Source organism: Pseudonocardia nematodicida (genome assembly GCF_040105385.1).
GTDB classification, from domain to species: Bacteria; Actinomycetota; Actinomycetes; order Mycobacteriales; family Pseudonocardiaceae; genus Pseudonocardia; species Pseudonocardia nematodicida.
In genome coordinates this window covers 36,410-53,106 of the sequence record NZ_JBEDNQ010000008.1, presented here as the reverse complement: position 1 = coordinate 53,106, position 16,697 = coordinate 36,410, and the positions used below count along the sequence as shown (strand labels likewise).

Sequence of the window (16,697 nt, the reverse complement as noted above, 5' to 3'; positions counted from 1 at the left end):
CAGAGCATCGTCCAACCGCATACACACCGTGACCAACCGGAGCCGTCGGTCGCATGCGACCACCTGGTCACCGGGCGCACCGTCGCACGCCCGAGACGTGCCGCGACCGAACAACGGGCCTGGTGATCGCCCGTACCGAGCCATGAGCAGGACAGGTGCCCGGATGGCACCCGCGGCGTACGCATAACCGGCCGACCCGTCCCACTACGCATAGAAGGCCGACCGCCCCGGTTCCTACCCGGGCACAAGGCGAGCTCAGCGCATAGGTTGCCGACCACGATCCGTTCAGGTCGCAGACAGGAGCGCCGGTACAGCGCCTCTCCTGCGTAGTTCTACCGCCAGGTCGGTACGACGACTCTGAGCTAGGGGTTCGGACGATTAGCCCGATCGCCACCAGTCCCGACATCCCGAGGCGAGGCAACAGCGAGAAGGGCCGGGGAACTCTCGCATGGAGTATCCGAAGCCCCCACGCTGCTTCGGCCCACAACGGCCAAGACGAGAGACCACGAGCGGAAACCCCGTCGCGACGTGCTCCGTCGCGTACGGTCGAGCGTGGGCTCAGCAGCGATGGCCTCGGCGAAGGCGATCCAGGTCGCGATGCAACCCGCGGCCCGCATCCACGCATAGCCTGCCGACCTCAGGGCTCCATCCACGCATGGATTGCCGACCAGCATCGTTCCCGTCCTTGCCTCGGAAGCCGCAGTCCACGCATAAGCTGCCGACCCCGTGCGAACTGGGCCGGCGAAGGATGTGTGGATGACCTGCAAAGCATGGTGCGACCGCAGCTCGACACGATGATCAGCTCGCCGCGCATAAGAGGCCGACCTCCGGCATCAGCGCAGGTCACGGCGCCCTTGTGACCCAGGACGCCCCTCGATGTTGCGGTGTCGCTGGCTGGGTTCGACCACGTCGACACCGACACCGCGCCAGTACGCGCATATCTTGCCGACCCGGTGCGACCGAGCCATACGCATACTTCGCCGACCCCGCCCGGAGAGTCAGGCCGCTTCGCGCAGATCACGGATGGGCGCACGGCAACCGGCGTCCGCGACACGCTGACCGGAGACTCCCACCTGACCTGCAGCAACTGCGCGGGGCGAGGACAACTGGCTTCTCAGTCGCAACGCCACTGGTTGACGAGCTAGTCCGTAACATGCACCGCGTCCACGCATAACCTGCCGACCAACAGAGTAGCGAGGCTGTTGCATCACCAAACTAGGCTCGCGAGAACCAGGACGTGGCGCATAAGCGGCCGACTGGATACCAGCATTTCACGCATAGATCGCCGACCTCCTACGCATACCTAGCCGACCCGAGCCCCCGGAAACATGCAGGTCAACCCGGCATTTCCGTACCCCCCTGTAGTTCTTCCTGTAGAAGTTTCCTGTAGTCCAATCGGACGAGCCGTGCGAAGGCGACCCTGCTGCGCCCGATCGGCCCGGAACGGCTGCGCTGCCCCCGGAAATTCGAACTCGGCCTCGAGCCCTTGCACGACAGGCAGCATCGTGGTCGGCACGAACCAGCAGTTGCCCCACATCCAGTCACGCATCAGTCGGAGGCTAGATCGAGCCCAACAGACACACCGCAACTTCGAAGCGAGAGCGCGATGTGCCACGAGGCCCAAGACCTGAGGGCAGTGGGGGAGAGTCGGAACCGAGGCGTGGATACTGCAGCGACTGCGTCTTGTCGAGGTGCCGGAGCGGTAGGAGCGGGCCTGGAGACCTCCACCAGCTCTCGCTGTGTCGGCTCCGGGTGAATCCTGACCCTCTGGTTCCGGGTGAACGTTGACCCACCTCTGACCATCGTGAGGTGTTGAGGGTGGAGGACTGGGCGGAGATCCGCCGGTTGCACCGGTCCGAGCAGATGCCGATCCGAGCGATCGCGCGGCATCTGGGGATCTCGAAGAACACGGTGAAGAAGGCGCTGGGCAGCGACGTCCCGCCGACGTATCGGCGGCCGGCGAAGGGCTCGATCGTCGATGCGGTCGAGCCGGCGATCCGGGACCTGTTGGGGCAGTTCCCGGGTATGCCCTCGACGGTGATCGCCGAGCGGATCGGGTGGAGGCGAGGCAGGACCGTGCTGTTCGACCGGATCGCCGAGCTCCGCCCGCTGTTCCGGGTCCCGGATCCGGTCTCGCGCACCGAGTATCAGCCTGGCGAGCTGGCTCAGTGCGACCTGTGGTTCCCGCCGGTCGACGTCCCGGCCGGGTTCGATCAGGTGGTGCGCCCGCCGGTGCTGGTGATGGTCTCGGGCTACTCCCGGATCATCACTGCCCGGATGATCCCCTCGCGCCAGGGCGAGGATTTGCTGGCCGGGCACTGGGCGCTGCTCTCGGGTTGGGGCTCGGTTCCGCGATCGCTGGTCTGGGACAACGAGTCCGCGATCGGGTCCTGGCGAGCGGGGCGGCCGCAGCTGACCGAGGCCATGCAGGGTTTCCGGGGCGCGCTGGGGATCCGGGTGGTTCAGTGCCGGCCGCGCGACCCCGAGGCCAAGGGGCTGGTCGAGCGGGTCAACGGCTACTTCGAGACCTCGTTTCTGCCTGGTCGATCCTTCGCCAGTCCGGCGGACTTCAACCTCCAGCTCACCGACTGGCTGGCGCTGGCCAATGCCCGCCGGCACCGCCGGCTCGGCGCACGTCCGAGCGAGCGCTGGGACAGCGATCGGGCCGCGATGTTGGCGTTGCCGCCGGTCGCGCCGAGTCTGGGGTGGCGGTTCTCGACTCGGCTGGCGCGCGATCACTACCTGCGTTGCGACGCCAACGACTACTCGGTCCACCCGCAGGTCATCGGGCGTCGTGTCGATCTATTCGCCGACCTCGAGCAGGTCGTGGTCACCTGCGACGGTGTCGAGGTCGCCCGTCACCGAAGGTGCTGGGCGCGGCACCAGAGCATCACCGACCCGGTCCACGTCGCCGCGGCGAGCCGGCTGCGCAGCGCGCATCGTGCTCAGGCCCGACGCGGGCCTGACACCGGTGTCGAGCACCGCGACCTGGCCGACTACGACCGCGTCTTCGGCCTCGCCGACCCGCAGCCCGACCTGCAGAGCAGCGGCGCGACTGAGGCGGTGAGTGCCTGATGGCGGCCACCAAGACCACCGGCTCCGGTCGGAACGTGGCTTCCGAGCTGGCCTATCTGACCCGGGCGCTGAAGGCGCCGTCGCTGGCCGGGGCGGTCGAGCGCCTGGCCGAACGAGCCCGGGCCGAGGACTGGACCCATGAGGAGTTCCTGGCCACCTGCCTGCAGCGCGAGGTCGCCGCCCGCGAATCCCACGGCGGCGAGGGACGGATCCGGGCGGCGCGGTTCCCTGCGCGCAAGTCGCTGGAGGACTTCGACTTCGATCACCAACGCTCGCTCAAACGCGACGCGATCTCCCACCTGGGGACCTTGGACTTCATCACCGCGCGCGACAACGTCGTGTTCCTCGGCCCACCCGGAACCGGGAAGACCCACCTGTCAATCGGGCTCGGGATCCGCGCCTGCCAAGCCGAGCACCGCACCCTGTTCGCCACCGCCGCCGAATGGGTCGCCCGCCTGGCCGAGGCCCACCACGCCGGCCGCCTCCAAGACGAACTCGTCAAGTTGGGCCGGGTCCCGCTGCTGATCATCGACGAGGTCGGCTACATCCCCTTCGAAGCCGAGGCCGCAAACCTGTTCTTCCAACTCGTGTCCTCCCGATATGAGCGCGCCTCGCTGATCGTCACCTCGAACAAGCCCTTCGGCCGCTGGGGCGAGGTCTTCGGTGACGACGTCGTCGCCGCCGCGATGATCGACCGCCTCGTCCACCACGCCGAGGTCATCTCCCTCAAGGGCGACAGCTACCGGCTCAAAGACCGCGACCTCGGCCGCGTCCCCACCGCCGGCAAGACCGACAGCTAAAGATCAACAACCAAAGTGGGTCAGTTTTCAGCCGGACCACGCCGGGTCAGAGTTCAGCCGGAGTTGACACGCTGTCGGAACACCGCCATTGTCACAGCCCAGACGGCTCTCAATCTCGTATGGATCAGACCACCCGCAAGGATCGCTCAGGTGGCCATGGTGCAAGGCATCGCCGTACTCGCTCTCCTGCTGCTTCTGGTCAGCGGCTGATCTGCGTCCGCCGCCCGCACCGGCCAGCGCTGAGCTCCCACCGCCGGTCTTGACGGCAGAGAAGCAGGCTTTTGTCGTTTAGGTCGCTGGTATCACCCCACCGTTGGCCGAGAACCCGGACCGGCTCGCTCGGCGTGGCGGCAACACCTGCGATTCAGCTGGGCGCTGATGCCGCCCGCTGCGCGTCGCGGGATGGGCTCTGACGGGTGGCGGGTCGGCGCCGACACCCGCCGGGGGCCCGCGCGGAGTCCTGGGCCGCGCTGTACGCCGCCGCCGGCCAGGATCCGCCGACCGAGCCGGACTGGCGGGCCCTCGGCACCCCCGCCCAGACCGGCACGCCCGTTCCGTGCTGGTGCTACGGCCCGTGACGGCCCCCGCCTGGGCTCTCGGCGTGCCCCGCGATCCGCCGATCCAGCTCGCCCGCCGCTATGCCGACGGCACCCGCCAAACCCTTTACCCCGCCCCTGCAAACCCGGCCAGCGCCGCATGGCGGGAAGGGCAGCAACGCCGGGCCGAGCAGGACCACGCGGAGGCGCTGCGCTGGTGGCAGCACATCCGCACCCTGGCCGACCGCCAGCAGCAAGACACCAGCTGACCGACAGCGACACCGCCGCGCTCCGTCCCTCCCTCCAGCAGGGGTGGCGCCCGGTCGCCCTGAAAGAGATGCCACACCAGCGGCTGCCGCCCAAGGCGAAGTACGTGCCTTGCACCGACCACCACCGGCGCGGCCCTTGTGGAGCACGCCCGACCGACAGCAGGACCCAGACGGAAGCACCGGACCCGGTGGGCACACGATCACCGCCTACGCAGAAGTGATGACCCCACTCGGCCCTCGATAACGCGGCACACGGCGCATCGACAGCACAGGCGACACCACCTCGTCAACCAAGTCGGGATGCGCCTTGAACACCCTCACCCGCACGCTCGCCAGCCTCGTCGTCAGCGTCACCCTCGCCGCCGGCGCCGGCGCCGCCTGCTCCACCCCGCACAACGAAGACCGCTACATCAGCGAGATGCGCGGCGCGATGTCCGACCAGGAGAACTCCGGCGCCTCCGACCAACAGATCCTCGCCACCGGCCGCATGATGTGCTCGGTACCCGGCGCCCTGGACACCGTCAACACCACCGAGTCCGACGCCACCCCCCAGTACGCCACCTACGTCGAGATCACCCGCGGCTACTGCGACGTCCTCGGCACCGACACCAGCAACGCATTCGCGCCCCTGCCCGGCACTGGGACCGATCCGGCCGCGACGGAAACCACCGCGGCGCCGACCACGGCGTCCCCGATCGCCCTCGGCATCCCGAACGCCCTGAACTACGGCGGAGAGGACACCGCCAACTGGACCATCGACAGCCTCGACTGGTGCGGCCCCTACCTGCGGATGAACGTCACGATGACGACCTCGGACCTCTACCTGCCCGGAGAAGACCACATCTTCGTGCGCACCCAGTGGACCGACACCGAGGGCATCACCCACGACAACGCCGGGATCATCGCGCCGGACTGCGGCGACGAGCTGCCGGGCGGCTACAACACCCAGCCCGGCAAGACCTATCGCGGGGTCCAGACCTTCGACATCCCGCAGGACCAGTTCGTGAGCCTCGACATCTACGGCTCCGACGGCCGCCACCACGTCTACACCGCGCAGAGCTGAGACCGACGATGACCATGCAGCCGCCGTACCCGAACCACCAACTCCAGCCGTGGGTGCAGCCCACGCGCCGCATCTGGCCCCGGGCAGTCCTCGCCGCCGCGCTCGCCACGATCGTCACCGCGACGGTGACCACCCTCGCGATGCTTCTGATCCCGCCCTCCGCCCCGGAGAATCCGGACCCGATGCAGGTCGCGGCTTTCACCCAGAACGCCGGCACCGACCTCTACGGCCGGGGCATCTGGACCGACGACGCCCTGCTGGAGATCGGCCTCACCGTGTGCGACATGAACACCGAGGGCCTGCCCGAGGCCCAGCAGATCGACCGACTCCAGTCCCGCTGGGGCGGCCTCGACACCTACGACACGGCGACCCTCATGCACCACGCCAACGCGCGACTCTGCCCCGGCACGGCGCCGTGACCACCGAAAGCGACACCGCCTCGCCCTATCCGGTGGGCGCCGTCTGCTGGCCATGCCGCGCCGTCGTCGCGTCCAGCCCCGCCGACGACCTGCGCTGGACCGCCTGCCCGCGCTGCGTCTCACGATCGAGCACCCGCCGGCACGACGGCGAGGCTCGGGCGTAGCCGACTCAGCCGAAGGCGCATCTCGCGCGGTCCGTCCGGATGGCGCCAAGCAACACCAGCGCTCCGAACACCACGGCGCCGGCACGGATGTCATTCCGAGGATCAGCACGTGGTCCGTGCTCGCCGCCGTGAACATCAAGGATGCAGCCGCGCACTGGCCGACCGTCACATCTCTCCCGATATGACGGAGGCGGCGGTCTATGGTGGTATAGCTGGCTGGCACGGGCCCCTTGGTGATCTTCGGTCCGAGTCGGTGGGGTTCGAGGACCGGCGCGTATCCAGCCACCGTCGGCGACGGCCTCAACGCTGGAACCGTGACCGGTGCACCCGCCGGCGGCCTCGCCGACCCGGACGACGACACCGGGTCACGTGACCGCCGCGGGATGTCGAGGCGATCTCGGCGATGCCATCACCCCCGGCGCGTTCACACGCTCGCTCAAGGACCGTCCACCCGGTTTCAGCCGCGGGGCAGCACTGGGCGCCCCCGCCGGCCTCGCTTCCGATCCGCGGGCTACTACCCGGGCACCCGACCTGCCGGCGGCCGACGCGGCCTCGTTGCACGCGGCCGACGCCTGGTCGCGTAGGGCCGCCACTTCAACATCTGCGTCGCCCGCACCTACACCGCTCGCGGGCTTACTCGATCGGCTACAAGGTCACCTTCGGCGGAGCCGGCTACCGTATTGCCCCTACATCAACTATCGAACGTATGTTCTTTATAACTCAGTTTTGGCTGTTCCGGTGGTCTGCACCAAATAGGAGGGATTTGTACGCCTTCTCGAGGAGAAGCTTTCCACACAACGATGGCCCCTCAGAACCAATTGCTCGCCACCACACCAACAAGCAGCAGCTCGAAAAGAGAACAACCGTGCGAAGTGCGATGCTCGGGGGTACGAGGCGACCGGTCCGCGCCGCCAACCGAAGCTCTTCGAGTGCACGGCTTCGCCGTTTAGACGATCGCTCAGACGGTGCGACCCACTCGAACCCGATAGCGACGACGCTAGCCGTAAACGCCGTTTACGCCTCTGCCGCAGGGAGCTCGCGGCACGCCGAACACCCACCGACGCCACCAGTACACGATGCTGATCTGCAAAGATACCCCCGATCCGAAGTACCACCAGCCAGGTGGGAAGCAGACGGGAGTTCTCTATGGCGCGCGTGCATGTCATCGCCAACCAGAAGGGCGGGGTCGGCAAGACCACCGTCACTGTGAACCTTGCAGCGGTGGTCGCCGACACACTCGGTGGAACCGCCGACTCCTCACCGGTTCTCGGGGTCTCGACCGACCCGCAGGCCTCGATGCTGGAGTGGGCTCAGCGAGTAGGCGACGAACTGCCCTTCGACTTCGAGCAGTGCCATGACAACCCGACGCTGCTGAGCAAGCTGCGCGAGATCAAGCAGTACTCGCACATCTTCGTCGACACTCCGGGCAGCCTGGAGGACGAGTCGATCCTGCAGACCGTCCTGACCCAGGCCGATGATGTGATCGTGCCCTTGGAGCCCGAGCCCATGTCGTTCTCCCCGGCGACCCGCTCGATCCAGAGGGTGATCGAGCCGTCCGGGGTCCCGTGGCGAGTGCTGCTCAACAACTGGGACCCCCGCGACGGTTCCGGGGATCTCGACCAGACTCGGCAGTTCGTAGCCGCTCGGCGCTGGCCGACCTTCAACACCGTGATCCGCCACTACAAGCTCCACACCCGCGCCTCCGCTGAGGGCGTCACGGTCGTGCAGTACGCCAAGAACCGAACCGCCCTCGAGGCCCGGCAGGACTTCTTCCGCCTCGCCCTCGAAGTCCTGGGCAGTCGTGGACAAGGCCCGCGCCACTCGACCGATGTAAACGGCGTTTACACCGAGACCGGGGAGTGAGCCATGGGTAAGCGCGTCAACCTCGCCGAGCTCGCCAACGAGGACGTACCCGGCGACTACACCCCGCCACCCCAACGCGAGCCCACCCCCATCCGCGAAGTCGCTCCCAGCGCGGTCTCGTCCGGCGCGACCCCGGAGCCCGGACCCGAGACCTCCATGCTCACTATTTCCGAGATCGTGGCCAACCCGCTCAACCAGCGCGCCGCCGACGACATGGACGACGCTGACTTCTACGAACTTGTCTCCACCATCCGAGGCCACGGCGTGCTGCAGCCAATCGTGGTCTGCTCTGCAGACGCGTTCGTCAGCCGTTACCCGGGTCATGAAGCCGCCCTCGGTGACGGCAAGTGGGTGGCGCTGATCGGCAACCGTCGATTGCGTGCCGCCGCGGTCGCCGGACTTACCCGGATGCCGGCGCTGGTCAATGACGACCGCGTGTCCTCGATGTACGAGGTCATGCTGGTAGAAAACAGCCACCGCAAAGCGCTCGGGCCCCTGCACGAAGCAGAAGCGATGCAACGCCTTCTCAGTGAAGCCAGCATCTCCCAGCGCGCACTAGCCGGTCGAATCGGACGCACCCCGATGTATGTCAGCCAGCGGATGGCACTACTTGGCCTCATCCCAGCCCTACGCGAAGCACTCGAGCAGGGCACCCTCAAGGTCGAGCAGGGACGCCAGTTCGGGGGGCTGCCCGAGGACGAGCAGGAGGCCATCGCTGCCGCGGGCCCGCCCTTCCGAAAGCAGCCGAGCATCAACACCGACCATGTCACCGAGATGCCACGGCGGACCCGACGAAGCATCGCGGTCTCCAGCCCCGCCCGGGCCGCGGCGTCGATCTGCGAGGTCTTCACCGAGACCGAGCGCGTCGAGCTCATCCGACTGTTGTCTGAGGCCTCGACGCAGACCGCCCCATCCCGCGAGCCGCACGATGCAGAAGCCGCCAGGCAAGCCGGATAGTTGGCAACCATCCCTACACCGCGGCCCGTCGACGTAAACGCCGTTTACGTCGACGGGCCGTTCTCATGACGGTGTCCGCTCTCCTCCAGCGTCAAGCTGACTGTGACCAGAAGTCTCCTGCAATTCCGCTCAGTGTCACCCGCTCTCGTCGACGGACGAGCAGTCCCGAGGCCATGACACCGTGGGTTCGCATCGACGCCGTCGTGGGCCGGTTGACGTAAACGGCGTTTACCCCCCGGGTACCCCGTACTCCCGAAGTCCGTCGGCTAGCGCCGCCGAGCCTCTCCCTGAGCAGTGCTGAGAATGAGGCTCACCGGCCGCCCGACCTGTAAACGGCGTTTACCCCCGTCGCTTTCGCTCCGGCCAGGCCGGACGCTGTACCGCACCGAACATCACCCAGCGGGCTGTCCGCCACCGGTTCTCGCCGGTGTCTGCGCTGAGTCCGTGCAGACCTCAGTTGCCCAACACCCGACGCGGCGAGTTGCTGCAGTTCAACGCTGTTGCAGGACGCGGGTACGCCTCAGACGGTGCTCGTGCAGCTTCAACAGGTATCTCAAGAACATGGCCGACCAGGAGGCGCATACGTGCCGGGCGATCCGGTGCCGGTGCCCTCGTGCGGTGGTACTCCTCGGTCCTAGTGCACTCCACATCAGGCCCGTACGACTCGCGAGGAGCCGACTGGGCCGGCGCCGCTGTTGTCTGGCGTCCGCGGTGACGCCCTTGTGAGACAACTCCGGACACGGCCCCACGGCCCCGCGGCCGCACGCGCCACAGGGGCGATCCGTTGTCGGGAGCGAAGGCGTGCACGGCGCCTCCGGATCAAGCAAGCAGCGCTGCCTGTCGGAACTAGCCGGGTAGCGATCGCAGATGACGCTGTATGCCGGAGCTCGTCGGCGACAGCGGAGCTGAGCGTCGAGGTGCGGCCGGGGCACCCCAGCAGCGCCGGGTGTAAACGACGTTTACACCCGGCGCTCACAGCGCCCGTCGTGAACATGAGCAGAGCCCTCTCGGCAGCATTCGTAGGCCAGGTTGCGCGCCGACCACGCCCTGCTCCTGCCCCCCCAGCCTTGCCTATGCTTCTTGACGCTGGCCTTCGTCGGCAATCGCCGCTGCCATCTCAAGCCCCGAGATCGGCACATCCTCGTGCTCCAGCTACGACTCCGGCGCCGAACCGACGCCTCATCCCCGGGACCGCACACTTGAACACCCGAAACTCGCAGCACATCCTCTCGGATACCCCGGGCGCAGGGCTATCCGGAGGGAGAACTGCGTCAAGCGATGCCGTTGCGAGACTGGCGAGTGCGCCGACGAGTCGGCTGAGCGTAAACGGCGTTTACACCGGGACTGGCTTGCGCTCGGGCCGGACCTGCACTCCCGGGCACGAGGTCGTCGTCCACCTCTGTCTGCTCAGTCCAGCCGATGGACCTGTTTCGGTCTCGCTCGAGCTTGGAACCCTTGGACCGCAGACTTGCGTAAACGACGTTTACTTCCACGGTTCTCCCATGCGGCCGGTGTCGTGGTGGTCGCGTGGAAGAGCTGGCCGGTGGGCGGCGACGTCGGTCGCCACAAGTAGCTACATGTGGCTCAGATTCGCTCGACATCCGCGACGGGCAGCCGAGCACCGCCCTGCGTCGGAAGCTGTGGCGGCGATAACTAGCAGAGAACAGGTGTAAACGCCGTTTACGCCTGACGCCGCCGGCGGGTCGAGCATGGTCGACGACAGAGCGGACCTCACCCGGATCTGGACCGGCTCCTTGGCCGACGCGTCGCCCGGGTCGGCCCACCCAACCGGTACCGGTGGGATGCGACCGTTGCTGACCTCAGCGGCACGGTGAATCCGCTCCGCCGCTCGTGGCCAATGGAGCTATCGCAGGGTGCCCATCTGATGCCGAGTACCGCGGCGGGTGTGGTGAGGCGCCTGCAACAGCTGACATCTCGGGAGAGACGTTCGACCGGTTGTGGAGGACAGCCCGGCTCGAGGCCCCCCGGCGCTCGCACCTGCCACCTGTCGCGGCCACCATCGTCTCCACCTGCCTGCGCAACACAATCGCTCTGTGTTGACATGCGCGGTGCCGACTCACACCTGGTGTCCCGTGATGGAGGCCGGATCAGCGCGCGGGGTACTCAAGGGCTGAACGTGGTCGAGGCGGAGTAGCTGCCGCACGAAACCCCACGCTCGTGTCATGGGCACGGTCCGATGGCTCACGTGCGGAAGCCAGATCTTGCCACCGTCCCGCGTTACGCAGGCCGTGGGGCAAGTAATGAGTCCGTTCGAGAACTGTTGCGGGATGCCGGACCACGTCAACATCGAAGGCCGCGCGCATCACCACACACGACCAGGACTCCGCGGTTGTGGGGACGGTGTAAACGGCGTTTATGACCCCACGACCTAAGAACTCGCGAAGTCGGCTGTTCGAGCACAACAGGACTCCCGGCACGGACGGGAACGCACGGAACGCGAGCCGCGCGATGCCGGTTGCTCCTCCGGCCCTGCACCACATGCATCAGGTTGTCGTGGTGAGCGAGGCGAAAGCGAAAACACCGACCGCTGCGGTGGAGGGCGGGAGCGGGCACGACAGGTGTCACCACCGCAGCACGACTGTCCGTCTTGGCACGGCGCCGGCGCCGGCGCGCCCCGACCAGATCGCGCTCGCGTCACGGCTGGCATCGCAGCACAGGATACGCCCGCGCCCCACAGAGCCGTCTGCCCAACTCCGTAGCCACGACCCGGCCGACTTGCGCTGTACCGCCTCAGTAGTAGTCTTCTGGCTACCTCTAGTGAAGAGCACCTGCTTCACCTCGGACACAGATGCGCCGGCCCCACTCTCAGGACCCCGCAGTGCCGAGGCCGTCGCTGCGCCCGTCCGACCGCGTCCTTGCCAAGTCCACTACGTGGGCCTTCTGCGGCGCCGGCTCACGAACCAGATGGTCACGCGGGAGCATCCCGAACACGACAACGGCCCAAGCCGTGTCCGATTAACCGTCAGTGAAATACTGTCACAGTGGCCACCCCTCCCCGCATCACCAGTGTCGAACGCGATGCCGCGATCACCCGCGTCACTGAAAGACACATCCGTATCGACGATCCCCGCAGGTCAGAGCTAGGAACCGAGGCTCGGGACGTGATCAGCTGGGTTCTGGACCGGGGCACCGCCGGCGTACCGACAGCAGTCTCGGCAGCCGACCACCACGACGCCGTGCTACTGAACACGTGGTGCTGGTGGGAGGAACGCCGACGCGAACGCCGATTGCTGCGTCAGGGCCTACAACTCGGCCTATCGGCCGCCGAACTCGGCGCCCCACTCGGCATCCGGTCCCGACAGGGCCTCCGCGACCGCCTGGACCGTCTCGAGGCCCTACTGGCTCACGACCGCCCCGATGAACAACTCACCCGAGACGCCCGGCGCGCCACACACACCCGCGACCCGCAACAGGATTGGATCGAGCGCCATCGCGCAACAGTCCGCGCTGCGATAGCCGGGCTCATCGCCCAGGCCGACCGCTTCCTTCAGGCCATCAACGGTCCAGCAGAGCCTGACACTCACGACAGCGCTCGTCCCCCCACCGACGAGGCCCAGGACGCCATCGACGATCTGGAGGACGTCGACGGCGACTCTACCTCCGACATCGAAGACTGGCTCATCGAACTGCGCGCCGACTACGAGCAGGACGCCCTGACCCCCGCGACCCTCGCCGTCGCCGGTCTGCTCACAGCTGAGATTCGAAGCCATCCCCGCGCTCTGGGACTGCACCAGCGCCACCGACTCCCCGCCGCCCTTGCCGAACTCGATCATCTGAGAGCGGCCTTCGCCGCGACGAAGGCCGGAACCCTGTAAACGACGCGTCCAGCAGAGGCGTCGCACCAGTGGCATCGGCAACGGCATCGTTATCGGCATCGGCCAACTCTGCTCACCAGCGCAAGACCGCCGCCTCTACCTACTACGCCGCTGCGTCATCGGACCCGACGACGCAAGAACAGCGGGCGAGTCTCCCGCCCATCGTCTGATATCGAACAAACGGTCGAGTCTTGACTGTTGAGCCGTCAGCAGTTGGTCCGCCTCGTCCTGCACCCCCCGGAGGGCAGCCACCCCGAAACAGTTCTTAATCCTCTCGGAGACGGACCACATCACCGAGGCTTCTGTCTCTTCCGGATCAACCAGGGCGGCCTGCGCCCTGCGGCGATCACTGCCGACGGCGCCGCGACCCGCGATGCACGCAGTCCGTCTCGGCCGCGGCATTCGCGACCTCGACAGCAGCTACGCCCGCCGACCATCACCGTGCTGTGATGCCGGCAGCGCCTTGTGGGGTGTCACGAAGCGGCCGACCCTGGCGCGGGAGGTGCGCACCGCACAGTCGGTACAACGCGATCCGAGCCGACTGCGCAGACGCCGGATCACGGCCTCGCGGGATGATCGTGCTCGACGCGAACGACACGACGCCCACGTAGGCCGCCGCGCGACACGACCGCCTTTTGCCGAACCGCGGGCGCGGCCTCTTCGGCGCGATCGCCCTCATAGGAGCCTTCGTGCTCCACAGCATGCCAACCGCGACACCGCCGCGACGATCCCGGGACTTGCCGGCTCCCGTGCCCCGGACCGGGGCCGTCACCCCACCGCACAGCCGACCTCTCGCGACACCGCTGCGATGCCCGCCACGACCAGCAGCGGAGCACGGGCGTGCACGAGGGGCTATCGCGCCGGTGTCGGTCCCCGCCGGGCGAGTGGGATGCACTGACTCTGCGGGCCATCCCAGGGCGAACACCGATGCCTCGCCACCCACCCGACGCAGGTGACACCACCGCCCTGGTCGCCGCGCTCCGCCCTGACCACAGAGGTGGTGTCACACCGGTCGGGCGAGCGCGGGCCCCGCCACGCCCCGGGCCGCCCCGCCGGACGAGTCGCATCCCACCCGCCCGGTGGGAACCGCCACGACCGTGACCGCAGCGCCGCCAGCCGGCGTGAGACCAGCTCAGGAGATCCGACGTGACCCCAGACCTCACCATCACCGCCGGCAGCACTTCGTTCGGTGACCTGCGCGATCTCCTGGTCCGACACGCCCCGGTTCCCGACGCCGTCACCCTCACCGCAGGGCGGCCACGACGCCACGATGCACGGAGCCGAGGGCCACCGATCTCGGCCTCAACGCCCGTCATCTGTCCCGACGCCGTCGTGAAGGCGACCCGATTCGCGGAGAACGGCATCGCCGCCAGACTCGACGTCGCCCTCGCCCACCAGAGCCGGCTGCGCGGGCACACCCGCGACCTCTACGACGCCACATCAACGTTTGGCCGGCCCGCGGACCCGCGCGCCGCTTCCTGCTGCGCAGCCTCGTCGAACCGGCATAGCCACGACGTCCCGCGAGCGCCTCCTCAGTGCCGGTCGACAACCGCGATGTCCGGAGTAGGTCCCGGCCGATCTCCCTGAGTCCCAGACACATGTGAGCATCAGATCCCGCGAGATCGCCACACCCGCGCTGACGCCCGCCGGGCCAGCTACGTCTTGCCGTCGCCCGGCGACGACGCCTTCGTCGACATCGTCGTACTCCCGGGTCTGGTGTCGGCCAACTCCGAGACTGGACACGCGAGTACTCGATCAACACGTAGTCGAGTCCAAACCTGCAAGAACGGGTTGGCTGCACCGCAGTACGCCCACCCCAAGACCGATCTCAGTACGACGTGCCGAGATCGACGACGACGCCGGTGCCGCCATCACCGATCCGGTGAACAGCTGGCATCCGCGAGATCAGCACCGCAGCCCTCTACCGGCCGCCACCACTGATCCCCGTGGCCGCAGCCACGACCGGCCCTGGCACCCCACACCGGCTCGCCACGCACGACGCCAACGCACCCGATGATCACCTGTCCTGAGCGAACCGATCGACGCTGCAACGACGACCGGGCTCTTGACCGCCCCATGGAGGCAACCCATGACCCATCCACACAGCCAGCCAGCGATCCACCGCATCTTCTGCACTCGCGGTGTACTCGCGGTGATGGTCTGTCCATTGTGCGCCGCCCTGGTCCTGACCGAAGGCCTCACGCAGCACGCGCGCGTCCACGCCGCGGAGTTCGATCGACGCCCCACCCCGATCACCACCCCCGACCTGGCGGATCCGAAGCCCCCCGAGCGTTGCGACGACGGCGAGGACAGGACCCACCAGAACACGGCCTGCGCAGCCGGCACCGAGTGACTCGGCGAACCGGAGGCGTACCCTCGGCCAGCTCACGCCCGCACCGCTGGGGGCAGCTCTTCCCCGAACGTCAGCGTCCCCACCGTCGCCGCAGCCGGACCGCGATCGCCACCCTCGTGGCGCCTCAGAGTGGCACCGTTGCGTGAGCTGTGTACTCCTACCGGCCGAGAACCCGTCGCTCGCACATCATAATCGTCGCTGTGTAGGGAACCAGGCGTACAGCGCGCATATCTTGCCGACCCCGGGGACTAGTGCGACCCACGTCAGCGCGTACCGAGTCACGGCCCCGCGCTTGGCAAGACCGAACACAAGGTCGAACCCGGGACGGTAGGAGTCGAACCACCGACTCGACCGCCCCGCCCCTGCCGACAGGCCACCGGAGCCGGGCGGGAGGGCGTGCGTGTGTGCGTGGCCCGTCCAAACCAGGGAGGACATCGTGAGGGTCGCGGAAGCCGACCAGACCGAACAGGCGGTTCAGCACGCCCGCCGGGTCCTCAACGAGATCGCCTACCGCGACTCCACCGACGAGCTCGACAACGACGAACCAGCCGCCCAGCACATCCGCTGGCACACCGACGGTACCGCTGACTCATGGGGTGACGACGCGATGCCGCGATGCAATTCCGTACCACGCCTCAGCCAAGTCGGTCGTAGATCTCTCGGCGATGCCCGAGAGTGACGACCAGGATCACGAGCTGGTCGTCCTGCGGTTCGTAGACCACTCGCCAGTCGCCGACCTTGAGCCGCCAGGCTCCGGGTTCGCCCTTGAGCGGCTTACCAGTCGGCGGTGCCGGGCGCGGATCGTCGCCGAGGTTGCTCACCGCAGCCAGGATGCGGCGGGCTACCTGCGGGTCGAGCTTGCGTAGGGCCTTGCTTGCTGGTGCGGTCCAGGTGATGTGCCAGTGGGGAGCGTCGGGCACGGGTCAGCGCTGGTGGAATTCGGCGAGCAGGTCCGCGTGGTCGATGGTTTCGCCGACCTCGGCCTTGGCCTCACGCGTCATGCGGGACAGGCCCCGGTCCTCCAGCTCGTCGAGCAGGTCCAGGACCTCGGCTGGGACGATCGCCGCGACCCGCTTGCCGTGGCTGGTGATCGCGGTCGTGACACCGGCGTACTGCGCGCGGCCCACCACATCGGCGAAGTGGTTCCGCGCCTCGGTCGACGACATCTCTGCAGCGGCCATGCACAAAATGTACATTTTGAGCGTTGGGTTGTCCAGCCCGAGCGGCCGGACGATCCTCCAGAAGAGCAAGCATAGTCGGCCAGCGCGCGCGGACCACGCGGCCACGGGACCTATTGGACGAGATTGCGGTCGCTAGCAGAGGTGTACGAGCTTCCCTGCTGAACCGGACACCGGCTCCAGA

The 16,697-nt window shown here is 67.7% G+C and carries 12 protein-coding genes; 10 read left to right on the top strand and 2 right to left on the bottom strand.

Features of this window, described 5'->3' with window-relative positions; genetic code table 11:
• Positions 1-1,809: 1,809 nt before the first annotated feature.
• The 10 genes from istA (at position 1,810) to WIS52_RS19220 (ending at position 15,335) form a co-directional block, all read left to right on the top strand.
• On the top strand, positions 1,810-3,075 hold the full coding sequence (istA, locus tag WIS52_RS19265; RefSeq protein ID WP_349299693.1) for an IS21 family transposase: 1,266 nt from the start codon (positions 1,810-1,812) through the stop codon (positions 3,073-3,075).
• The gene (istB, locus tag WIS52_RS19260; RefSeq protein WP_349299692.1) at positions 3,075-3,875 is read left to right on the top strand and encodes an IS21-like element helper ATPase IstB; all 801 of its coding nucleotides are present in this window, start codon (positions 3,075-3,077) and stop codon (positions 3,873-3,875) included. Before istA ends, istB begins: the two co-directional genes overlap by 1 nt.
• 416 nt (positions 3,876-4,291) lie before the next feature.
• Complete coding sequence (locus tag WIS52_RS19255) at positions 4,292-4,453, top strand: hypothetical protein (protein ID WP_349299691.1); 162 nt, start codon at positions 4,292-4,294, stop codon at positions 4,451-4,453.
• 23 nt (positions 4,454-4,476) lie between these two features.
• Positions 4,477-4,680: a hypothetical protein gene (locus WIS52_RS19250; protein WP_349299690.1), complete on the top strand. Its 204-nt coding sequence runs from the start codon at positions 4,477-4,479 to the stop codon at positions 4,678-4,680.
• A gap of 307 nt (positions 4,681-4,987) precedes the next feature.
• Positions 4,988-5,743: a hypothetical protein gene (locus WIS52_RS19245; RefSeq protein ID WP_349299689.1), complete on the top strand. Its 756-nt coding sequence runs from the start codon at positions 4,988-4,990 to the stop codon at positions 5,741-5,743.
• Between the two features lie 8 nt (positions 5,744-5,751).
• Positions 5,752-6,162, top strand: coding sequence for a DUF732 domain-containing protein (locus tag WIS52_RS19240; RefSeq protein ID WP_349299688.1), 411 nt, complete (start codon positions 5,752-5,754; stop codon positions 6,160-6,162).
• A 1,310-nt stretch (positions 6,163-7,472) separates the two neighbouring features.
• On the top strand, positions 7,473-8,189 hold the full coding sequence (locus tag WIS52_RS19235; RefSeq protein ID WP_349299687.1) for a ParA family protein: 717 nt from the start codon (positions 7,473-7,475) through the stop codon (positions 8,187-8,189).
• A 3-nt stretch (positions 8,190-8,192) separates the two neighbouring features.
• Positions 8,193-9,146, top strand: a complete 954-nt coding sequence (locus WIS52_RS19230) for a ParB/RepB/Spo0J family partition protein (RefSeq protein ID WP_349299686.1) — start codon at positions 8,193-8,195, stop codon at positions 9,144-9,146.
• 3,002 nt (positions 9,147-12,148) lie between these two features.
• Positions 12,149-12,982: a hypothetical protein gene (locus tag WIS52_RS19225; RefSeq protein ID WP_349299685.1), complete on the top strand. Its 834-nt coding sequence runs from the start codon at positions 12,149-12,151 to the stop codon at positions 12,980-12,982.
• Positions 12,983-15,071: 2,089 nt separating this feature from the next.
• The gene (locus WIS52_RS19220) at positions 15,072-15,335 is read left to right on the top strand and encodes a hypothetical protein (protein WP_349299684.1); all 264 of its coding nucleotides are present in this window, start codon (positions 15,072-15,074) and stop codon (positions 15,333-15,335) included.
• A 635-nt stretch (positions 15,336-15,970) separates the two neighbouring features.
• On the opposite strand, the gene WIS52_RS19215 is transcribed toward WIS52_RS19220, so the two are convergent.
• Positions 15,971-16,255 (bottom strand): type II toxin-antitoxin system RelE family toxin, encoded by a 285-nt coding sequence (locus WIS52_RS19215; protein WP_349299683.1) that lies wholly within the window; start codon positions 16,253-16,255, stop codon positions 15,971-15,973.
• Positions 16,256-16,258: 3 nt separating this feature from the next.
• Positions 16,259-16,516 carry a type II toxin-antitoxin system Phd/YefM family antitoxin gene (locus WIS52_RS19210; protein ID WP_349299682.1) on the bottom strand — a complete coding sequence of 86 codons (258 nt, stop codon included), beginning with the start codon at positions 16,514-16,516 and terminating at the stop codon, positions 16,259-16,261.
• Between the last annotated feature and the right edge of the window lie 181 nt (positions 16,517-16,697).

Bases quoted from the DNA above. Each gene is read 5' to 3' on its own strand.
- WIS52_RS19220 (WP_349299684.1), top strand. From the start codon at position 15,072: ATGACCCATCCACACAGCCAGCCAGCGATCCACCGCATCTTCTGCACT.
- WIS52_RS19210 (WP_349299682.1), bottom strand. From the start codon at position 16,516: ATGGCCGCTGCAGAGATGTCGTCGACCGAGGCGCGGAACCACTTCGCC.
- WIS52_RS19235 (WP_349299687.1), top strand. From the start codon at position 7,473: ATGGCGCGCGTGCATGTCATCGCCAACCAGAAGGGCGGGGTCGGCAAG.
- istB (WP_349299692.1), top strand. From the start codon at position 3,075: ATGGCGGCCACCAAGACCACCGGCTCCGGTCGGAACGTGGCTTCCGAG.
- WIS52_RS19240 (WP_349299688.1), top strand. From the start codon at position 5,752: ATGACCATGCAGCCGCCGTACCCGAACCACCAACTCCAGCCGTGGGTG.
- WIS52_RS19230 (WP_349299686.1), top strand. From the start codon at position 8,193: ATGGGTAAGCGCGTCAACCTCGCCGAGCTCGCCAACGAGGACGTACCC.